Here is a 16,921-nt window from a genome sequence, read left to right as displayed (position 1 = left end):
CTGCCGCATACCGGGCTCAGCCGTCATATGTCTGCGAATAACCCCCAGCGCACCCACGGCGGGAAATATCGGAATCGCCCCCGCTCGAGCGCCATCCGCGCCGCGCCGTGGTGATCGTTCTGCGACGCAGCCTAGTCAGAAAAGCCGTTATCCGCAAACTTCCCGCGCGCTGGTCGGTGGCCCGAAAGAACCTGTTATCCAGTCGTTTTCGAATGGTAGTGTTGGTTCGAGCTCAAATCGGGGATTCGCGGCGAGCGAACTTTTCCGGCTTCAGCAAATATCGAGCACATGCTTGCTTCTCGGCGGTCGGATTTGTACGCCGGAAAATCGCGGCCGCCGGGAATCTCCGGCGGCGATCGGGAATATCCGGGGAGGGCCGCCGGGTTGCCGATGGGGGTGAAGCGTAGGTGGTGCGCGGAAAGCGGAAGGATACCCCCAAGGTGTGCAGGTCAACGGTGGGATAGGCTGGATCGGTCATGATGTCGGCTTTCCCGGGTCCGGTCGCAGCGGCGCCCAAGACGGTCTACCTCGATCACGCGGCCACGACACCCATGTTCCCGGCCGCCGTCGAGGCGATGACGGCTGTGCTCGGCACGGTCGGTAATGCCTCGTCCCTGCACGGCTCCGGCCGCACCGCGCGACGATTGCTGGAGGAGGCGCGCGAATCCGTCGCCGCCGACCTCGGGGCCCGTCCCTCGGAGGTGATCTTCACCTCGGGCGGTACCGAAAGTGACAATCTCGCGGTCAAGGGTATCTACTGGGCCCGTCGCGACGCCGATCCGGGCCGCACCCGCATCCTGGTGAGTTCGGTCGAACACCATGCGGTGCTCGACGCGGTGGACTGGCTGCAGCAGCACGAGGGCGCGCAGGTCACCCTGCTCGACGTCGACGCCGATGGCATCGTCTCGCCGGGGACGCTGCGCGAAGCGCTGTCGATGCACGCCGACGACATCGCCCTGGTCAGCGTGATGTGGGCCAACAACGAGGTCGGCACGATCGAGCCGATCCTCGAATTGGCCTCCGTCGCACAGGAATTCGACATTCCGATGCACAGCGACGCGGTACAGGCCGCCGCCCAGCTGCCCATCGACTTCGCGTCGAGCGGGCTGGCCGCGGCCAGTTTCGCCGGGCACAAGGTCGGCGGTCCACACGGATGCGGCGTCCTGCTGCTGGGCCGGCAGGTGGGCTGCGTCCCGCTGCTGCACGGCGGCGGCCACGAGCGCGACCTGCGATCGGGCACCTCCGATGTGCCGGCCGCGGCCGGAATCGCCGCGGCGCTGCGGGAGACCGTAAGGGAAATGCCCGCGCGCACAGCGGAATTGATCGACCTGCGCGATCGCCTGATCGCCGGTGTGCGGGAGGCGGTTCCCGGCGCCGTCCTCAACGGCGCGACCGGTGACCGACGCCTGCCCGGAAATGTCCACTTCACCTTCCCCGGCTGCGAGGGCGATTCCCTGCTGATGCTGCTCGACGCCGCCGGGATCGAATGCTCCACCGGGTCGGCGTGCAACGCCGGGGTGGCCGCGCCGAGCCATGTCCTGCTCGCGATGGGGGTGGAACCGCGCCGGGCGCGCGGTTCCCTGCGGTTCTCACTCGGCCACACCACGACCGGGGCCGAGATCGACAGGGTGCTGGAAGTTCTGCCATCGGTGGTGGAACGGGCCGAAGCGGCCGGACTGGCCGGTGCGAAAGGAGGTACGCGATGAGAGTGCTGGCAGCGATGAGCGGCGGCGTCGATTCCGCCGTGGCCGCCGCGCGTGCGGTCGACGCCGGCCACGAGGTGGTCGGCGTGCATCTGGCCCTGTCGGCCACCCCCGGAACGCTGCGCACGGGGTCGCGGGGCTGCTGTTCCAAGGAGGACGCCGGCGATGCCCGCCGCGCCGCTGATGTGCTCGGAATCCCGTTCTACGTCTGGGATTTCGCCGACCGCTTCAAAGAGGATGTGATCGACGACTTCGTCGCCGCCTACGCGGCCGGTGAGACGCCGAATCCGTGCCTGCGCTGCAACGAGAAGATCAAGTTCTCGGCTCTGGCCGACCGTGCCGCCGCGCTCGGATTCGATGCCGTGGTAACCGGTCACTACGCGCAGTTGTCCGACGGTGTGCTGCGCCGCGCCGTCGACGCCGACAAGGACCAGTCCTACGTGCTGGCCGTGCTCACCGCCGACCAGCTGTCGCGGGCGATGTTCCCGGTGGGTGACACCCCGAAGCCGCGCATCCGCGAAGAGGCCGCCGAGCGCGGTCTCGCCGTGGCGAACAAGCCCGACTCCCACGACATCTGCTTCATCCCCTCCGGTGACACCCGCGCGTTCCTCGGTGCCTCGATCGGCGTGCGCCCCGGCGCCATCGTCGACAGCGACGGCCGCAAGCTGGCCGATCACGAAGGCGTGCACGGATTCACGATCGGGCAGCGCAAGGGGCTCGGGCTGCCCGGCCCCGCCGCGGACGGCCGCCCCCGCTACGTCACCGAGATCGATCCGGACTCCGGCACCGTTCACGTCGGTCCCGCCGAAGATCTGAACGTGTGGACCGTGCGGGCGGACCGGGCCGTGTGGACGTCCGGCGAGGTGCCGTCCGGACCCTTCGACTGCGTCGTCCAGGTGCGTGCGCACGGCGGGATCGCCCCGGCCGTCGTGGAGGCGGTCGACGGCGGGCTGATCGCGCGGCTGCGCGAGCCCCTGACCGGGGTGGCGCGCGGGCAGGCCGTGGTGGCCTATCTGCCGGATCCGCTGGGTGACCGCGTGATCGGCAGCGGAACCATCAGCGGTACCGGCCGTGAGCGCGTCGGGGAACTGGCCGCGGATTCCGCGCGGTGAGCGTGGGCGTCGTCCGGATCGGGGACGACTTCGGGGAGTACTGCCGACTTCGCGTGCACGCTCGGATACGGTTGCGCCGTGCGTGACTCCGGGTGGCCGCGGACGTCCGGCGCGGTGATCGAGATGGGTGGAAGATGACGAGCGAGAAGCGATCCGACGCGCGGCCGCGCCTGCGGGGAGGTATCGCCACGGGTGTCGGCTCCTGGCCGGGCGCCGACCCTCGTGAGGCCGCCGCCACCGTTGTGGGCGAGCTGCCCGAACTCGCCCATCTCCCCGAATTGCCCGCCCGCGGAGCGGGTTCCGATATGCTCGGGCGCGCCTCGGCGCTGCTGGTCGATATGCAGTTCGACACCACCACCCGCGGATACCGAATGAGCGCCCGCCCCGGAGCGACCGCGCGCCGCGCTCACGATCTGCTTCGCACCGATCTCGACGCGCTCGAAGAAGCCTGGGAGACGGCAGGTCTCACCGGCACCGGCCGCACCCTCAAGGTCCAGTCGGCCGGACCGCTGACCCTCGCCGCACAGGTCGAACTGGCGAACGGTCATCGCGTGCTCACCGATTCCGGTGCCGTGCGCGACCTTTCGGAATCACTGGCCGAGGGGCTGTCCGATCATGCCGCCGAGGTGGCCAAACGATTGGGCGCCGAGGTGGTCGTGCAACTGGACGAACCGTCGCTGGGAGCCGTGCTGGAGGGCAGTCTGCGTGGCGCGAGCGTGCTGAACACCGTGCGTGCGGTTCCCGAGCCCGAGGCGCTGCACATCCTCGACACGGTCGTCACCGCACAGTCCGGCCCGGTGTTGATCCACAGCTGCGCCGATGCGCCGCCACTGTCGTTTCTGCGCGCAAGTGCCGCTGCCGCAGTCGGTTTCGATATGGCGGCCGTCGCTACCGGCAATCTCGACGCCGTCGGTGAACTACTCGACGCCGGCAAATTCCTCGCTCTGGGCCTGGTCCCGACGAGGGCCCCGGCCACCCCGCCCACCTGGCGGCAGCTTGCCGAACCGGGCGTGCGCCTGGTCGACCGCCTCGGCTTCCCGCGCCGCACACTCACCGATCGCATCCTGGTCACCCCCGCGTGTGGGCTGGGCACCGCTGCGCCGGCATGGGCACGGCGCGCCCTCGATCTGTCGTCCGACGTGGCCCGCGCCTACGCCGACGACCCGGACTCGCTCACCTTCGAATAGGACGCATCGGTACGGCGCGATGAGCCGCGGACGATCCCGACGCACCGCCGACGGCGGGCGTGTCCGGAAAGCGGCGGTCGCTCCGGGATACCGCGAGACCGGCGCCGGGATCACAATCCAGCGGACGGCCCCGGGTTCGGATGACCGATCTGCCAGTGCTGAGGCTTACCCGGCGGGTAGACGACCGGGAGGTCTTCACCGGGGAACGGCCACTGATTGACGTCCCAGGCGAAGCGCCCGTACACGGTCTCGGCCGCTACGCTCGGCCCGGAAATCGTGCCGGTGATCGTCACGAACTGCTCGCCCTGCGCGGCCGGGCGCGGGCTCACTCCGGTAATCCGGAGCGTCCCGGCCTCCTGCGCGCCGCGCTGGAAGCCACCGAAACGACCCCGCCCGCGAAAGTTCATCAGCAGCGCGATGAGAGCGCCGGCGATCAACACGATGAACACGATCTGCAGCAGCATGCCTCCATGCTAGGCGGACAAACGGGACAGCCCGGTGCGCCGCCGTCACCGGGGCGCTCCGGCGAGATCAGCCGGCGCCGAGCTCACTGGTGCCGGTCGCGGTCCGGCGCACCTGCCACACTCGGGTGCGCCGGGACTGCGATCGCCCGTTGCCGCGGTCGATGAGCGTGCGGTTGCGAGTGGTGAAGATCAGCTGCGCGCCCCGGGAGTTGGTCTCCGGATTCTGGAACAGCTGGATCAGCCGGTCGGCGGTGTCCCCGGTGAGGTGGGTGTCGATATCGTCGACCGCCAGCACCCGGCCGGTGTCGAGCGCGTCGAGCACGGTCGGCAGCAGGCGCAGCAGGGCCAGCGTGGCGGTGGATTCGTCGGCGATGTCGAAGGCGGCGTCGATGCCCGCGTGGACCACTCCGAGCCCGACCCCGCGGCGGGCGACCATCCGCGCGTAGAGAGTGTCGCGGGCCGCGCGCAGATTGCTCAGTTCGCGCTCGAGGGCGACGGGTTCCACGCCGAGGGTTTCCCGCACCTGCTGGGCGTGCGCGGGCGAGGCCGCACACGCGTCCAATTCCTTGGCCATACCGGCGATTTCGCCGTCGATGTCGCGCAGGTAGTCCGCGTACATCGGATCGTTCTCGGCCAGGAGCAGATCCTCGATGCCCAGTTCGGCCGAGCGCAGCAGCATCAGCAGCCGCGCGGCGTTGTCGGCGGAGCGGGAGATGTGGCCGCCGAGGCGCTCGGCGATGCTGTGCGGGTCGGCCGGCCCGCGCTGGACGTCGAGCTGGGCGGAGAACCAGCGGTAGGCGGGCACCAGCGCCTCGGCGTACATCTGCCCGGTCAGGCTGAGCAGCAGCGCATTCGGCCGCACCAGCGGCACCAGGGCGGTGATGCCGAAACGCACCGGTTCGAACATCGGCCCGATCCGGATCTGCTCGCCCTCGCGCTCGAAGATGATGCGTTTGCGGTTGTGTGGATGCGTATGCAGCCATTCTGCGGTGACATCGGCGTTGTCGAGGCGGAACCCGTAGGTGTAGGGGGTGCCCTCGGCGACGAAGGTGGCAACGAATTCCGAAGGCCGGTCGGCGAATCCGAGATGCGGTGTGCGCACCGGCCCGGCGTAGGGATCCCACCCGGTCACCGAATGCAGGACCGCGTCGCGCATGTGGGCCAGTGCGTCGACGAGACCGGATTTCCCGCTCGCCGCCGCGCCGTGGACGGCGGTGACGGGAGCGGGCAGCGCTCCCGCCCGGCTCGACACCAGGCGGAGTTCCTGTGGTTCGGCCAGGGATCGGTGATTGGTCACCTGAAAACTACGCAGCACCCGAGCCATCCTGCCGTCCGCCGGGCGGCGCCGCGACATCAGGTGCGAAGTTCCCTCCGGTACAGCGAGGCCAGACAGACCACCAGGGTGACGATCTCGGCGACGACCGCGATCATCGCCTGCGGTGCCGGCTGCCAGCCGATTTCGGTGAATCCGAACAGTCCGCTCGTTCGCGACAGCACGAAGCCGCCCAGGGAAGCGGCGCTGAGCACCGCTGCCGCCGCGCGCATGGTCCAGGGACCGGCGAGAACCAGCGCGGCCAGCGCGAAGGCGGCGGCGGCCTGGATGGCGAACGACGGGCCCACGTATTCGATGAAGCGATAGCCCCGGCCGTAGAGTTGAGTGTGCACGACACCGGTGGTGACGAGCCCGGCGCTGATCACCAGGCGCGAGGAGAACCGTGACCGGGTGGGAGACAGCGTGTTCATCGCAGCGTCTGCTCCTTGATCGCGAGCATCTGCCGGCCCTGCTGGTAGCTCACTTCGCGGATTCCCAATGCGTCGTGGAGCTTTCCGGCCGGCAACGTCACCGGTTTGGGCGCGGGCCCGTCGCCGGGATGCGGCAAGGGGTAGGCGGTGGTCGTCCCGCTGAAGAAGGTGATGTTCCCGTCGGTTTTGGTGAAGAGTTGATGCACATGGCCGTTGAGGCAGGTGACCGAGGAGAACCGCCGCAGCAGGCTCAGGACGTGCGCGGCATCGTCTGTGCCCCAACCCCATTGGGGGTACATCGCGAACAGCGGGATATGGCTGAAGACGATGATCGGGGTGTCGGCGGACAATCCCGCCACGTCGGTTCGGACGAAATCGATCTGGTCCTGCCCCAGATGGCCCAGATTCTGCGCGTGGAGCGTATTCACCAAACCGATGACGTGCACGCCCGCGATATCGAAGCTGTACCAGCCGTCACCACGGGTGCCCTTGCCGAACACCTCGCGGTATCGCTGTCCGCCGTCGTCGGCCGAATCGTGTTCGCCGGGCACGGTGAAGATGTGGGGCGCGCGCAATCCGGACATCATCTGGCGGACCTGATCGAATTGCGCGGGTGTGGCCAGATGTGTCAGGTCCCCGGTGTGGATGACGAAATCCGGTGTGTACCCGAGCGCGTTGACCTGATCGATCGCCTCGGTGAAGGTGTCGGTCACATTCGCGTTGGCGGTGCCCTGGAATCCGATGTGGCTGTCGCTGATCTGCGCGAATCGCAGGGTGGGACGGTCGGAGGTGGCCGGGGCCGCGCCCGCCACGTGGGAGATGACCTCGCCGCCGACCACCGTCAGGCCGACGGCCGCGCCGAACCAGGCGCTGTGACGCAATAGCTGACGGCGGGTCATGGCGTGCGGATCGCGCGGATCGGTGTGCTGCGGATCGTTTTCGGTCACGGGGTCACCACCACTGTCGCGTGCATGAAGGGATGGATCGAGCAGAAGTAGGAGAAGGTGCCCGGCTGGGCGAAGGTGAAGCCGAATGTGGCCCCCGTGCCCAGGCCCGGGGAGTGGAACGAGCCGTCGCGCGCCACCACCGTATGCGGTTCCTCGTCGCGATTGGTCCAGGTCACCGTGGTGCCTGCCTTCACCGTGACGGTCTGCGGGCCGAAGGCGAAATTGTCGATGGTGACGGCGTTCGGTCCGGCCGCGACGGCCGGGGTGCGGGGTGTGGTCGGCATGCCGGGCATATCCGGCATCGGTGCGGGCGCGCCCGGCGTCATGCCCAGTCCGGGGTCGTCGGAGCGGACGGTCGGAGCGGGCGGGCTCGCGCCCTTGTCGGCAGGCGTCGAGCAGGCCGCCAATGTTGGTGCGCCGAGCGCGACCAGCGCGGCGGCGGTGAGATTCAGAACGAGGTGTCGATGCATCGGATCCGGCCTCCATCCGGACCCCGCGGGGTGCGGGGTTTCACCGACAGATAGGGGACCGGGTTACAGACCGAGGTCGATGTTCAGTTCCGACGCCGCTCGCAGCGCTCGATGCTGCAGCACCTTCGCATTGGCCACGCTGATCGCGAGCGCCGCGGCCGCGTCGCGCACCGACAACCCCTGCAGGAACCGAAGTTCGAGAATCCGGCGGTAGCGTTCGGGCAGTCCGCTCAACACCGCGCGCACGTGCTCCGGTGCCCGGGAGTCGGCGGAATCGGTGGGTGCCGAACCGGTCTCGTCCGGGAAATCGTCGTCGATGACCGTGATCTCCCGGCCCATCCGGGATCGCCAGTACCCGGCGAGCGCGGTGCGAGCGGTGGTCCGCAGATAGGCGCGCACCTCGGCGACGCTCGCGGTGATCCGCAACGGTTTCAGCGCGGCCACGAACACCTCCGCGGTGAGGTCCTCCGCATCCGGCTTGTTGCCGACCTTGCCGAAGATCAGCGCGTAGACCCAGCCGACGTTGTCCCGGTACACCTCTTCCCAGTTGGAATAGCGATCCTGCGGTACCAGTCGCAGGTCCCGGCGCCGGGGATCCTCCGGCGACCGCGACCCGGCCGTGGATCGCCCTGCCATCCCAACCACCCTCCTGCAGCCCGGTGACGCGCGCGCCTGTCCGGTATAGATACGGGGTGTGGTTACACGCGGTTCGGTGCGGGCCGTCAGGCCGGCTTCTCCGGTGCGAACACCTCGATCGAGCCGTTGGCTTCACGGACCTGCAGCCGCGGCAGGGGAGCGGGCGGGCGGGGCAGCTCGTGGGTCACGACCTCACCCTCGAAACCGAAGGAGGTCGAGTGGCACGGGCAGCGCAGCCGGGCAGCCGCCGCGTCCAGCCACAATTTGCACCCCTGGTGGGTGCAGATTCCCGACAGTGCGTAGACGACCCCGTCGCGGCGGCGGAGGAAGCCGTTGACGGCGCCGAGGTCGAACGGCGTGGTCGCCCCGTCGGGCAGTTCCGCACTGGCGAGGACCGGTTGCCAGGTTCCGTGGGACGGCACGAGGGTCTGCTGTGCGGCGGGAACTTTCGGCTCGCCGGATCCGCTCAGCATCGTATGGTCGATCACCCCGCCCGCCGCGGCCGCGGCGGCCACCGAGGTGCCGATCAATACCGTGCGCCGGGTGGGACGCCGCGGGCGCGCACCCGGCTCGGCGGTGGGTTCGTCGAGGTCCTCGGCCAGGCGATGATGCAGCCGGGCGATGAACTCCTCGTCGGGGCTGCCCGCGCCGGTCCGGGCCGAGCGCAGCGCGATCGCGGCACGGATCTGGGCGGCATCGTCATCGTCGGGCCGGAAGCCGCGCGGGCTGCGGCCGGCCAGGATGTCGTCGACGTAGCGTTCCACATCTTTGCTGCTCACAGCGAGCCTCCTGATCCGGGACGGGCGGCCGATCGCAACGCCAGACGCTGGCGTGCCTCGGCCTCGGGAACGCTGACACCGAGCCGCGCCGCGGTGTCGGCCATCGAAAGTCCTTGCAGGAAGCGCAATTCCAGGACGCGCCGGTAGGGTTCCGGTAGTTCGGCGAGCAGATCTCCGACCGCTGCCGGCGTGGTCGAGGTGGTGCCGGGCGGCTCGGCGTCGATCACGGTGATTTCGCGGCCCACCCGCGAGAGCCAGTAGCGGGCCAGTACCGAGCGCGCGGTATCGCGCAGCAGCGCCGGGATCCGCGACGGTTCCACCTCGATCGAGGGTTCCAGTGCTGTCATGAACACCTCCGTCGTCAGCTCCTCGGCGTCGGGCGCGGCGCCCACCTTCGCGAGCATCAGCGCGTACACCCAGCCGACATTGCCGCCGAAGATCTCCTCCCAGTCGGCGCAGGCGTCCCCGGATGGCGGTGCCGGTGTGGGCGCCGACTCGGGCTGCCCGCTCATCTGCCGCCGCCCTCCTCTCCGATGTCGCCGCGCTCGGTGCGGCCCGATCCGGGACCGGCCGGGTCTGCGGACACTGTGCCGCCATCAATTAGATAGCAGGGCGGTTACACGTACCACCGGTTCGTGGACCTTCGAGCCCGGCACCCACCGGGCGCCGCCCTCCGCGCGCGGTTCGGGCCTCTGCCGGGACAGCCAACTTCGCTGAGTCCGTCGCCGCCGGAATCAGGCACCTCCCGAAGCGTGGCCGCCGCCCGGCTGTGGGTCTTCGGGGCGCCCTCGCGGCATGGGCCTCGGCACATCGGCGAGTGAACCGCCGGCGGGCGGGTAATCGCTGTGCCGAGCGAAGTTGTCGCAGTGCCGAGCCCTAGGGATCCGGCGGTCGCGACGGCTTCGGCGTGAACAGTGCGGCGGCCGGGCGAAGATGTGTGTCCGGTTCGTGTCGGTAGACGCGAACCGGCGTGCTCTCCGTAAGGTCGCCGGTGTCGACGAAAGGGGCCTCCGGGATGTTCGAGCGGGTAGTGCAGAAGTCGGTGGAGACCTTCGTGCGGGCGGGGACGGGGGTGCAGGAACCGCTGGCGGCCAAGTACGTCGGCCGGTTGCGGCGCAAACATCCGGAGCGCACGCCGGAGGATATCGAGCGTGGCCTGCGGTGGCGCTATCTGGGCGCGGTGACCGTCAGCGGCACACTCGCGGGCCTGTCGGCGGCGGTGCCCGGGGTGGGCACGATCATCGGGCTGGCGGCCAGCGGTGTGGAATCGGTCTTCTTCATGGAGGCCTCGGCGTTCTACGCGGTCTCGGTGGGCGAGTTGCACGGGATGCGAACGATGTCGCAGCAGCAGCGCCGGGCGCTGGTGGTGGCGGTGGTCCTGGGCGAGGGCGGCGCGCAGCTGCTCGGCAAGGGCGCCGGCCAGTCGGCCAAGGATTGGGCCTCGGCGGTGGCGGACAAGCTCCCGGTGGTCCGCTCGATCGACAACCCGATGGCGCGCAAATTCATCGTCGGTTTCATCGCCAAGCGCGGGGCGCTGCTGTTCGGCCGCGCGCTGCCCGCCGGTCTCGGTGCGATCATCGGCGGCACCGGTAACTACGCGCTCGGCCGGGCGGTGCTCGCGAACGCCGAGCGCACCTTCGAATCGGCGCCGCCGTCCTGGCCGGACGACGTCCGGGCCGCCGTGAACGCCTGATTCCGACGTGCCCGAACGGTCCGCGAGCATGTCGGTGGGCTGGGCTAATGTGCCAGACGTGAGCGAAACCGGGATCGAGGACGCACGCGCCGCCGAGGCGGCCGACGCCGCCGAGGCGGCCACGGCCGACGAGCGCACCGAATGGCAGCAGCTGGCCGAGGAGGTCCGCGAACACCAGTTCCGGTACTACGTGCGCGATGCGCCGATCATCTCCGACGGCGAGTTCGACAAGCTGTTCCAGCGCCTGCTGGCGCTGGAGGAGGCGCATCCGGACCTGCGCACACCCGATTCGCCGACGCAGCTGGTCGGCGGCGGCTTCGCCACCGAATTCACCGCGGTCGACCATCTCGAGCGCATGCTCTCGCTGGACAACGTGTTCGACGAGGACGAGATGCGCACCTGGATCAGCCGGGTGGTCGCCGAAACCGGCGCCGATACGCACTTCGTGTGCGAGGTGAAGGTCGACGGTGTGGCGCTGAACCTCGTCTACGAGAACGGCCGGCTGGTGCGCGGCGCCACCCGAGGCGACGGCCGCACCGGTGAGGATGTCACCCTCAACGCGCGCACGATCGAAGACATCCCCGAACAACTCACGCCCACAACGGAATTCCCGATTCCGGAGCTGCTCGAGGTGCGCGGTGAGGTGTATTTCCGGCTCGAGGACTTCGAAAATCTGAACGCGGCGATCGTCGCCGAGGGAAAACCGCCCTATGCGAATCCGCGCAACACCGCCGCCGGTTCGCTGCGGCAGAAGGATCCGGCCGTCACCTCCCGGCGCCGGCTGCGCATGATCTGTCACGGCTTCGGCCGGATGGTCGGATTCAGTCCGTCCTCGCAGTTCGAGGCGTATCAGGCGCTGGCGGCCTGGGGCCTGCCCGTCTCGGCGCACACCGTGCGCGTGCAGGGCGCCGACGCGGTGGTCGAGCGCATTCGGTACTGGGGCGAACACCGCCACGATATCGAGCACGAAATCGACGGCCAGGTGATCAAGGTCGATGAGTTCACCCTGCAACGCCGCCTCGGCAGCACCTCGCGTGCCCCACGCTGGGCCATCGCCTACAAGTACCCGCCCGAGGAGGCCACCACCCGCCTGCTCGACATCCAGGTCAACGTCGGCCGGACCGGCCGGGTGACGCCGTTCGCGGTGATGGAACCGGTCACCGTCGCCGGTTCCACGGTCGCGATGGCGACGCTGCACAACGCCTCGGAGGTCGAGCGCAAGGGTGTGCTGATCGGCGATACCGTCACCATCCGCAAAGCCGGCGATGTCATTCCCGAGGTGCTCGGGCCGGTGGTCGACGTGCGCGACGGCAGCGAACGGCGCTTCGTCATGCCCACCCACTGCCCCGAATGCGGAACCGAGCTCGCGCCCGAGAAGGAGGGCGATGCCGATATCCGGTGCCCGAACCAGCGGCACTGCCCCGCGCAGTTGCGGGAGCGGGTGTTCCACATGGCCGGGCGTGGCGCGTTCGATATCGAGGCGCTGGGTTACGAGGCCGCGATCGACCTGCTGAAGTCGGGCGCGATCTCGGACGAGGGCGATCTGTTCGACCTCACCGAGGAGAAACTGCTCGGCACAACGCTTTTCGTCAACAAGAGCGGCACCCTCTCGGCCAACGGCAAACGCCTGCTGCAGAATCTGGACGCCGCCAAGGACCGTCCGTTGTGGCGGGTGCTGGTGGCGCTGTCCATCCGCCACGTCGGGCCGACCGCGGCGCGCGCCCTGGCTGCCGAACTGGGCAGCATGGCGGCGATCGAGGAGGCGTCGGCCGAGGCGCTGGCGGCCGTCGACGGCGTCGGCCCCACCATCGCGGCCGCGGTGAAGGAATGGTTCACCGTCGACTGGCATCGCACCATCGTCGACAAGTGGCGTGCGGCCGGGGTGCGCATGGAGGACCAGCGCGACGAATCCATCGAACGCAACCTCGAGGGGTTGTCGATCGTGGTCACCGGCTCCCTGCAAGGATTCTCCCGCGACGAGGCCAAGGAAGCGATCCTGGTGCGCGGCGGCAAGGCGGCCGGATCGGTCTCGAAGAAAACGGCTTTCGTGGTGATCGGTGATTCCCCGGGGTCCAAAGCGGCCAAGGCGGAGGAACTCGGTGTGCCCATTCTGGACGAGGACGGGTTCCGCGCGCTGCTGGCGGAGGGGCCCGACGCGGTGCGGCCGGAGCCGGACTCCGAGGACGAATCGGACTGAGGATGGACCAGTTGGATACGCGGGCACGGATTCGCCCCGCCGGCCCGGACGATTTCGCGGCGATCGCACTGCTCACGGTCGACACCTACGTCGGCGAGGGGCATGTGCATCCCGAAAGTCTCTATGTGGCCGAACTTTCCGATACCGAGACCAGAGCGCGCGAAGCCGAGGTCCTCGTCGCGGAGCGCGACGGGGATCTGCTGGGTTCGTTGACCATCGCGCGGCCCGGCACCCGGTACGCGGATATCGCACGGCCGGGTGAGCTGGAGTTCCGCATGCTCGCGGTCGCCGAACGGGCTCGCGGCGCCGGCGTCGGCACCGCCTTGGTCCGCACCGTCGTCGAGACGGCCCGGGCGGAGAGCTTCGCCGCGGTGGTGTTGACCACGATGCCCGGGATGGCCGACGCCCGCCGCATCTACGAGCGGCTGGGATTCGGCCATGTGCCGGAACGGGATTGGCACACCGACGCCGGGCTGCCGCTCACCGTGATGCGGCTGGAACTCACTCGCGGGGCGTAGGCGTCCGCGGCGGGAGGCGGGCAGTGTCCGGCCCGGCCCAGCTGCCCACGGCCACTTTTCGCCGAAAGGCGCTGCGCCGCAATCGATTCAGCTCAGGACGGTGGCGACGATGCCGGCCAGGTAGCCCAGCCGCGCGATTTCGGACGGCCGGAAATCCGGCCCGCCCGGACGGCCGAGCAGCAGCGCCTTGCCGGTATTGCCGAGCGGGGCGGCCGCCAGTTTGGTGTCCATGTCCCGCCAGATCTGCGGGACCCAGTCGGCCTCGGGATCGAGGGCGGTCGGCTTCTCGAGCGGCATCCACGGCACACTGCCGGCCTGCGTCTCGGGTGCGCTGGTGCTGCCGACCAAGCGCTGGCCGCCGCCGTGCGGGCCCAGGTCCATCACGGTGCTCCACCCGACCTGCAGGACGCGCGGGACGCCGTCGACCAGCACTTGCAGCCGGTCGTCGCGGGCGGTGGCGACCTGGTCGATCAGCTCCAGCTCGCGATGGGTATCGAGAATGCCGGAATAGGGACGCAGCGAATCGACCCGCACATCGGCGAGTGATTCGGCCGCGGTGATCAACGTGTCGGGCAGTGCACCCGACGGAACTTCCACCACCAGATCGTCGATCGCATATCCTGCGCCGCGTTCGACGACATCCAGCGAGAGGATGTCGGCGCCGACGGAGCCCAGCGCTACTGCGAGTGAACCGAGACTTCCTGGGCGATCCGGAAGCTGCACGCGAAGCAGATATGACACGTGCTTGCCTTCCTTTCCTGTGCGACCGAGACTTTCGGACGTATACCCGAGTCTCGCAATACTTACACCCACTGCTGCCGGCAAACGATTCGAAGCGGGAGCAGTGAGGTACGCCACATACATTGTCTGCCGAACACCGGGTGCCGTGCCAGTGCCGTTCCGATGACGTTGTGATGTCAACCGTGTGTCCGGCGAGCACCGGAACGAACAGCGCAGCCGACCGTGACCGGATGGCTACACGGCCGACCCATTAGGCTGTGTTGTCCGAGCCTAATGGGGAGGCCCTGCGTGGTTACGCATCCGCTGCCGCCTCCGGGCCTTGACCCCATTAGGCTGTCCCATGCGCAGCGCCCTGCGCCATCGACACGCACCAACCTGCCGAAAGGGGATTCGCGGTGTCCGCCATCTCCCGCGACGAGGTCGCACACCTCGCCCGGTTGTCCCGGCTCGCCCTCACCGACGAAGAGCTCGATCTGTATGCCGGTCAGCTGGATTCGATCCTGAGTCACGTGCAGGTCATCACCGAGGTCGCCGCCGACGTACCGGCCACCGCGTCGCCGAACCCGACCGCCAACGTCACCCGCCCGGATGTGGTCGTCCCCGGGCTCACCCCGGACGAGGCGCTGTCCGGCGCCCCCGCGGTCGACGAGCAGCGGTTCATGGTTCCGCAGATCCTGGGAGAAGGCGAGTAATGAGCGGCGATCTGACGAAACTGTCCGCGGCCGAGCTGGCGGAGAAGATCCACGGCCGCGAGGTGTCCTCGGTGCAGGTCACCGAGGCGCATCTGCAGCGCATCGCCGAGGTCGACGGTGAGCTCAACGCCTTTCTGCACGTCGCCGGCGAGCAGGCGCTGGCGACCGCCGCCGAGGTCGACGCCGCAATCGCCGCGGGCACCGTGGCCTCGCCGCTGGCGGGAGTTCCGTTGGCGCTCAAGGACGTTTTCACCACCACGGACATGCCGACCACCTGCGCGTCGAAGATCCTCGAGGGCTGGGTGTCGCCCTACGACGCGACCGTGACGGCCAAGCTGCGCGCCGCCGGCATCCCGATCCTGGGCAAGACGAACATGGACGAGTTCGCGATGGGTTCGTCCACCGAGAACTCCGCCTACGGCCCGACCCGCAACCCGTGGGACACCAGCCGCATCCCCGGTGGTTCCGGCGGCGGTTCGGCGGCGGCCCTGGCCTCCTATCAGGCTCCGCTGGCGATCGGCACCGACACCGGTGGTTCCATTCGTCAACCCGCCGCGGTCACCGCGACCGTCGGCACCAAGCCGACCTACGGCACCGTGTCCCGCTACGGCCTGGTCGCCTGCGCGTCGTCGCTGGATCAGGGCGGTCCGTGCGGGCGCACCGTGCTCGACACCGCCTTGCTGCACGAGGTGATCGCCGGATACGACCCGAAGGACTCGACCTCGCGCGATGTGGCGGTTCCGGCGCTCGTGGAGGCCGCTCGCGCGGGTGCGCGCGGTGATCTGACCGGCGTGAAGGTCGGCGTGGTGAAGGAGCTGCATTCCGACAGCTATCAGCCGGGTGTGCTCGCCTCCTTCGACGCCGCGGTCGCGCAGCTGAAGGATCTGGGCGCCGAGGTGGTCGAGGTGTCGTGCCCGCACTTCGAATACGCGCTGGCCTCTTACTACCTGATTCTGCCGAGTGAGGTGTCGTCCAACCTGGCTCGCTTCGACGCCATGCGATACGGCCTGCGCGTCGGCGACGACGGCACCCATTCCGCGGAGCAGGTCATGTCGCTCACCCGCGAGGCGGGGTTCGGCCCGGAAGTCAAGCGCCGCATCATGATCGGCACCTACGCGCTCTCGGCCGGATACTACGACGCCTACTACGGTCAGGCGCTGAAGGTGCGCACCCTGATCGCGCAGGACTTCGACAAGGCCTACGAGACCGTCGATGTGCTGGTCTCGCCGACCAGCCCGTTCACGCCGTGGAAGCTGGGGGAGAAGGTGAACGATCCGCTCGCGATGTACCTGTCGGACCTGTGCACCCTCCCGACCAACCTGGCCGGGCACTGCGCGATGTCGGTGCCGTCGGGACTGTCCGCCGACGACGGCCTGCCGGTGGGCCTGCAGATCATGGCGCCGGCGCTGGCCGACGACCGGCTCTACCGCGTGGGCGCCGCCTACGAGGCCGCGCGCGGTCCGATCGTCTGAGCCGCGGACGATCGGCGAGCTCGATCCGGCGTGGATGCGGCGGCGTACCGAGGAAGTCACGCCGCCGCGAACGCGCGGTGATCGTCGAGCCGGGGATTACGGCCGCGGCCACGGGCGGCCGTCGAGCCGCTCGATATCGGTGTTGAAGCGCTGCAGATAGTCGGCGAATCGCGCGACGTCGTCGGGGGACCAGCCCTCCAGCACACGGCCCAGACCTTCGATATTGGCGCTGCGCTCGGCGTCGAGGTTCTCCTCGCCGGCCGGTGTGATGCGGAACTTGCGGGCCATGCCGCCCTCGGGATCGGGGATGCGCTCGACGTGTCCGGCGCGCAGCAGCGCCGCGGTCTGCCGGTTGAGGGTGGAGGCGTCGAGGCCGAACGCCTCGCTGAGCTGCCCGATCGACATCGGTCCCTCGATGGCCAGCCGGCTGAGCAGCAGGTAGGCGCTGCGATCGAGGCGGGTGCCGTCGCGGCGATAGCGCGGGTGAATGGTGTAGCGGCCGAGCAGCATGGTCTCGAATTCCACCAGATTCGTGGGCTTGTCCATGCCGTCCTTCCGCCGATTTAC

18 protein-coding genes are annotated in these 16,921 nt (G+C 69.2%); 8 read left to right on the top strand and 10 right to left on the bottom strand.

Annotation, left to right across the window (positions count from 1 at the left end; all coding sequences use genetic code 11):
- Positions 1-476 precede the first annotated feature (476 nt).
- From NA3_RS06485 to NA3_RS06475, 3 genes are all read left to right on the top strand, one after another.
- Entirely contained in the window at positions 477-1,706 is a 1,230-nt protein-coding gene (locus NA3_RS06485; RefSeq protein ID WP_062962608.1) for a cysteine desulfurase family protein, read from the top strand.
- Positions 1,703-2,815 carry a tRNA 2-thiouridine(34) synthase MnmA gene (mnmA, locus tag NA3_RS06480; RefSeq protein WP_062962607.1) on the top strand — a complete coding sequence of 371 codons (1,113 nt, stop codon included), beginning with the start codon at positions 1,703-1,705 and terminating at the stop codon, positions 2,813-2,815. The genes NA3_RS06485 and mnmA overlap by 4 nt, the downstream gene beginning before the upstream one ends.
- A 134-nt stretch (positions 2,816-2,949) precedes the next feature.
- The gene (locus NA3_RS06475) at positions 2,950-4,002 is read left to right on the top strand and encodes a methionine synthase (protein ID WP_062962606.1); all 1,053 of its coding nucleotides are present in this window, start codon (positions 2,950-2,952) and stop codon (positions 4,000-4,002) included.
- A 110-nt stretch (positions 4,003-4,112) separates the two neighbouring features.
- Here the strand turns inward: NA3_RS06475 and NA3_RS06470 are convergent, their stop codons facing one another.
- The 8 genes from NA3_RS06470 to NA3_RS06435 all read right to left on the bottom strand — a co-directional run bounded on the left by NA3_RS06470 (position 4,113) and on the right by NA3_RS06435 (position 9,553).
- A complete protein-coding gene (locus NA3_RS06470) occupies positions 4,113-4,466 on the bottom strand; it encodes a hypothetical protein (RefSeq protein ID WP_062962605.1) in 354 nt (117 codons plus the stop codon).
- A gap of 67 nt (positions 4,467-4,533) precedes the next feature.
- Entirely contained in the window at positions 4,534-5,781 is a 1,248-nt protein-coding gene (locus tag NA3_RS06465; protein ID WP_062962917.1) for an AAA family ATPase, read from the bottom strand.
- Between the two features lie 38 nt (positions 5,782-5,819).
- Positions 5,820-6,209: a hypothetical protein gene (locus NA3_RS06460; protein ID WP_062962604.1), complete on the bottom strand. Its 390-nt coding sequence runs from the start codon at positions 6,207-6,209 to the stop codon at positions 5,820-5,822.
- Complete coding sequence (locus NA3_RS06455) at positions 6,206-7,108, bottom strand: metallophosphoesterase family protein (protein WP_062962915.1); 903 nt, start codon at positions 7,106-7,108, stop codon at positions 6,206-6,208. The genes NA3_RS06460 and NA3_RS06455 overlap by 4 nt, the downstream gene beginning before the upstream one ends.
- Positions 7,109-7,152: 44 nt before the next feature.
- The gene (locus tag NA3_RS35775; RefSeq protein ID WP_128145777.1) at positions 7,153-7,482 is read right to left on the bottom strand and encodes a cupredoxin domain-containing protein; all 330 of its coding nucleotides are present in this window, start codon (positions 7,480-7,482) and stop codon (positions 7,153-7,155) included.
- A gap of 207 nt (positions 7,483-7,689) precedes the next feature.
- Complete coding sequence (locus NA3_RS06445; protein WP_062962603.1) at positions 7,690-8,262, bottom strand: RNA polymerase sigma factor; 573 nt, start codon at positions 8,260-8,262, stop codon at positions 7,690-7,692.
- Between the two features lie 86 nt (positions 8,263-8,348).
- On the bottom strand, positions 8,349-9,041 hold the full coding sequence (locus NA3_RS06440) for a Rieske (2Fe-2S) protein (protein WP_062962602.1): 693 nt from the start codon (positions 9,039-9,041) through the stop codon (positions 8,349-8,351).
- Positions 9,038-9,553 carry an RNA polymerase sigma factor gene (locus tag NA3_RS06435; RefSeq protein ID WP_062962601.1) on the bottom strand — a complete coding sequence of 172 codons (516 nt, stop codon included), beginning with the start codon at positions 9,551-9,553 and terminating at the stop codon, positions 9,038-9,040. The genes NA3_RS06440 and NA3_RS06435 overlap by 4 nt, the downstream gene beginning before the upstream one ends.
- A 503-nt stretch (positions 9,554-10,056) precedes the next feature.
- On the opposite strand from NA3_RS06435, the gene NA3_RS06430 reads away from it, so the two are divergent.
- From NA3_RS06430 to NA3_RS06420, 3 genes are read left to right on the top strand one after another with little or no spacing between them, the layout of a single operon-like run.
- Positions 10,057-10,734 (top strand): hypothetical protein, encoded by a 678-nt coding sequence (locus NA3_RS06430; RefSeq protein WP_062962600.1) that lies wholly within the window; start codon positions 10,057-10,059, stop codon positions 10,732-10,734.
- A 58-nt stretch (positions 10,735-10,792) separates the two neighbouring features.
- Positions 10,793-12,931 (top strand): NAD-dependent DNA ligase LigA, encoded by a 2,139-nt coding sequence (gene ligA / locus NA3_RS06425; RefSeq protein ID WP_227994989.1) that lies wholly within the window; start codon positions 10,793-10,795, stop codon positions 12,929-12,931.
- Positions 12,932-12,933: 2 nt separating this feature from the next.
- Positions 12,934-13,449: a GNAT family N-acetyltransferase gene (locus tag NA3_RS06420; protein WP_062962599.1), complete on the top strand. Its 516-nt coding sequence runs from the start codon at positions 12,934-12,936 to the stop codon at positions 13,447-13,449.
- 87 nt (positions 13,450-13,536) lie between these two features.
- Here the strand turns inward: NA3_RS06420 and NA3_RS06415 are convergent, their stop codons facing one another.
- On the bottom strand, positions 13,537-14,190 hold the full coding sequence (locus tag NA3_RS06415; protein ID WP_062962598.1) for an ACT domain-containing protein: 654 nt from the start codon (positions 14,188-14,190) through the stop codon (positions 13,537-13,539).
- A gap of 395 nt (positions 14,191-14,585) precedes the next feature.
- Here NA3_RS06415 and gatC point away from each other — a divergent pair, with 395 nt between their 5' ends.
- A complete protein-coding gene (gatC, locus tag NA3_RS06410; protein WP_062962597.1) occupies positions 14,586-14,882 on the top strand; it encodes an Asp-tRNA(Asn)/Glu-tRNA(Gln) amidotransferase subunit GatC in 297 nt (98 codons plus the stop codon).
- On the top strand, positions 14,882-16,354 hold the full coding sequence (gatA, locus tag NA3_RS06405; protein ID WP_062962596.1) for an Asp-tRNA(Asn)/Glu-tRNA(Gln) amidotransferase subunit GatA: 1,473 nt from the start codon (positions 14,882-14,884) through the stop codon (positions 16,352-16,354). Before gatC ends, gatA begins: the two co-directional genes overlap by 1 nt.
- 96 nt (positions 16,355-16,450) lie before the next feature.
- On the opposite strand, the gene NA3_RS06400 is transcribed toward gatA, so the two are convergent.
- Positions 16,451-16,900: a MarR family winged helix-turn-helix transcriptional regulator gene (locus NA3_RS06400; RefSeq protein ID WP_062962595.1), complete on the bottom strand. Its 450-nt coding sequence runs from the start codon at positions 16,898-16,900 to the stop codon at positions 16,451-16,453.
- Positions 16,901-16,921: the final 21 nt, after the last annotated feature.

Origin of the sequence: Nocardia africana NBRC 100379, assembly GCF_001612635.1 — a bacterium.
Taxonomy (GTDB): domain Bacteria; phylum Actinomycetota; class Actinomycetes; order Mycobacteriales; family Mycobacteriaceae; genus Nocardia; species Nocardia africana.
This window is presented reverse-complemented; position numbering and strand designations above follow the sequence as displayed.

Coding starts and splice junctions, on each gene's coding strand:
- NA3_RS06460 (WP_062962604.1), bottom strand. CDS start 6,209: ATGAACACGCTGTCTCCCACCCGGTCACGGTTCTCCTCGCGCCTGGTG.
- gatA (WP_062962596.1), top strand. CDS start 14,882: ATGAGCGGCGATCTGACGAAACTGTCCGCGGCCGAGCTGGCGGAGAAG.
- NA3_RS06475 (WP_062962606.1), top strand. CDS start 2,950: ATGACGAGCGAGAAGCGATCCGACGCGCGGCCGCGCCTGCGGGGAGGT.
- NA3_RS06445 (WP_062962603.1), bottom strand. CDS start 8,262: ATGGCAGGGCGATCCACGGCCGGGTCGCGGTCGCCGGAGGATCCCCGG.
- NA3_RS06400 (WP_062962595.1), bottom strand. CDS start 16,900: ATGGACAAGCCCACGAATCTGGTGGAATTCGAGACCATGCTGCTCGGC.
- NA3_RS06430 (WP_062962600.1), top strand. CDS start 10,057: ATGTTCGAGCGGGTAGTGCAGAAGTCGGTGGAGACCTTCGTGCGGGCG.
- NA3_RS06435 (WP_062962601.1), bottom strand. CDS start 9,553: ATGAGCGGGCAGCCCGAGTCGGCGCCCACACCGGCACCGCCATCCGGG.
- NA3_RS06485 (WP_062962608.1), top strand. CDS start 477: ATGATGTCGGCTTTCCCGGGTCCGGTCGCAGCGGCGCCCAAGACGGTC.
- NA3_RS06420 (WP_062962599.1), top strand. CDS start 12,934: ATGGACCAGTTGGATACGCGGGCACGGATTCGCCCCGCCGGCCCGGAC.
- NA3_RS06455 (WP_062962915.1), bottom strand. CDS start 7,108: ATGACCCGCCGTCAGCTATTGCGTCACAGCGCCTGGTTCGGCGCGGCC.
- NA3_RS06470 (WP_062962605.1), bottom strand. CDS start 4,466: ATGCTGCTGCAGATCGTGTTCATCGTGTTGATCGCCGGCGCTCTCATC.
- NA3_RS35775 (WP_128145777.1), bottom strand. CDS start 7,482: ATGACGCCGGGCGCGCCCGCACCGATGCCGGATATGCCCGGCATGCCG.
- mnmA (WP_062962607.1), top strand. CDS start 1,703: ATGAGAGTGCTGGCAGCGATGAGCGGCGGCGTCGATTCCGCCGTGGCC.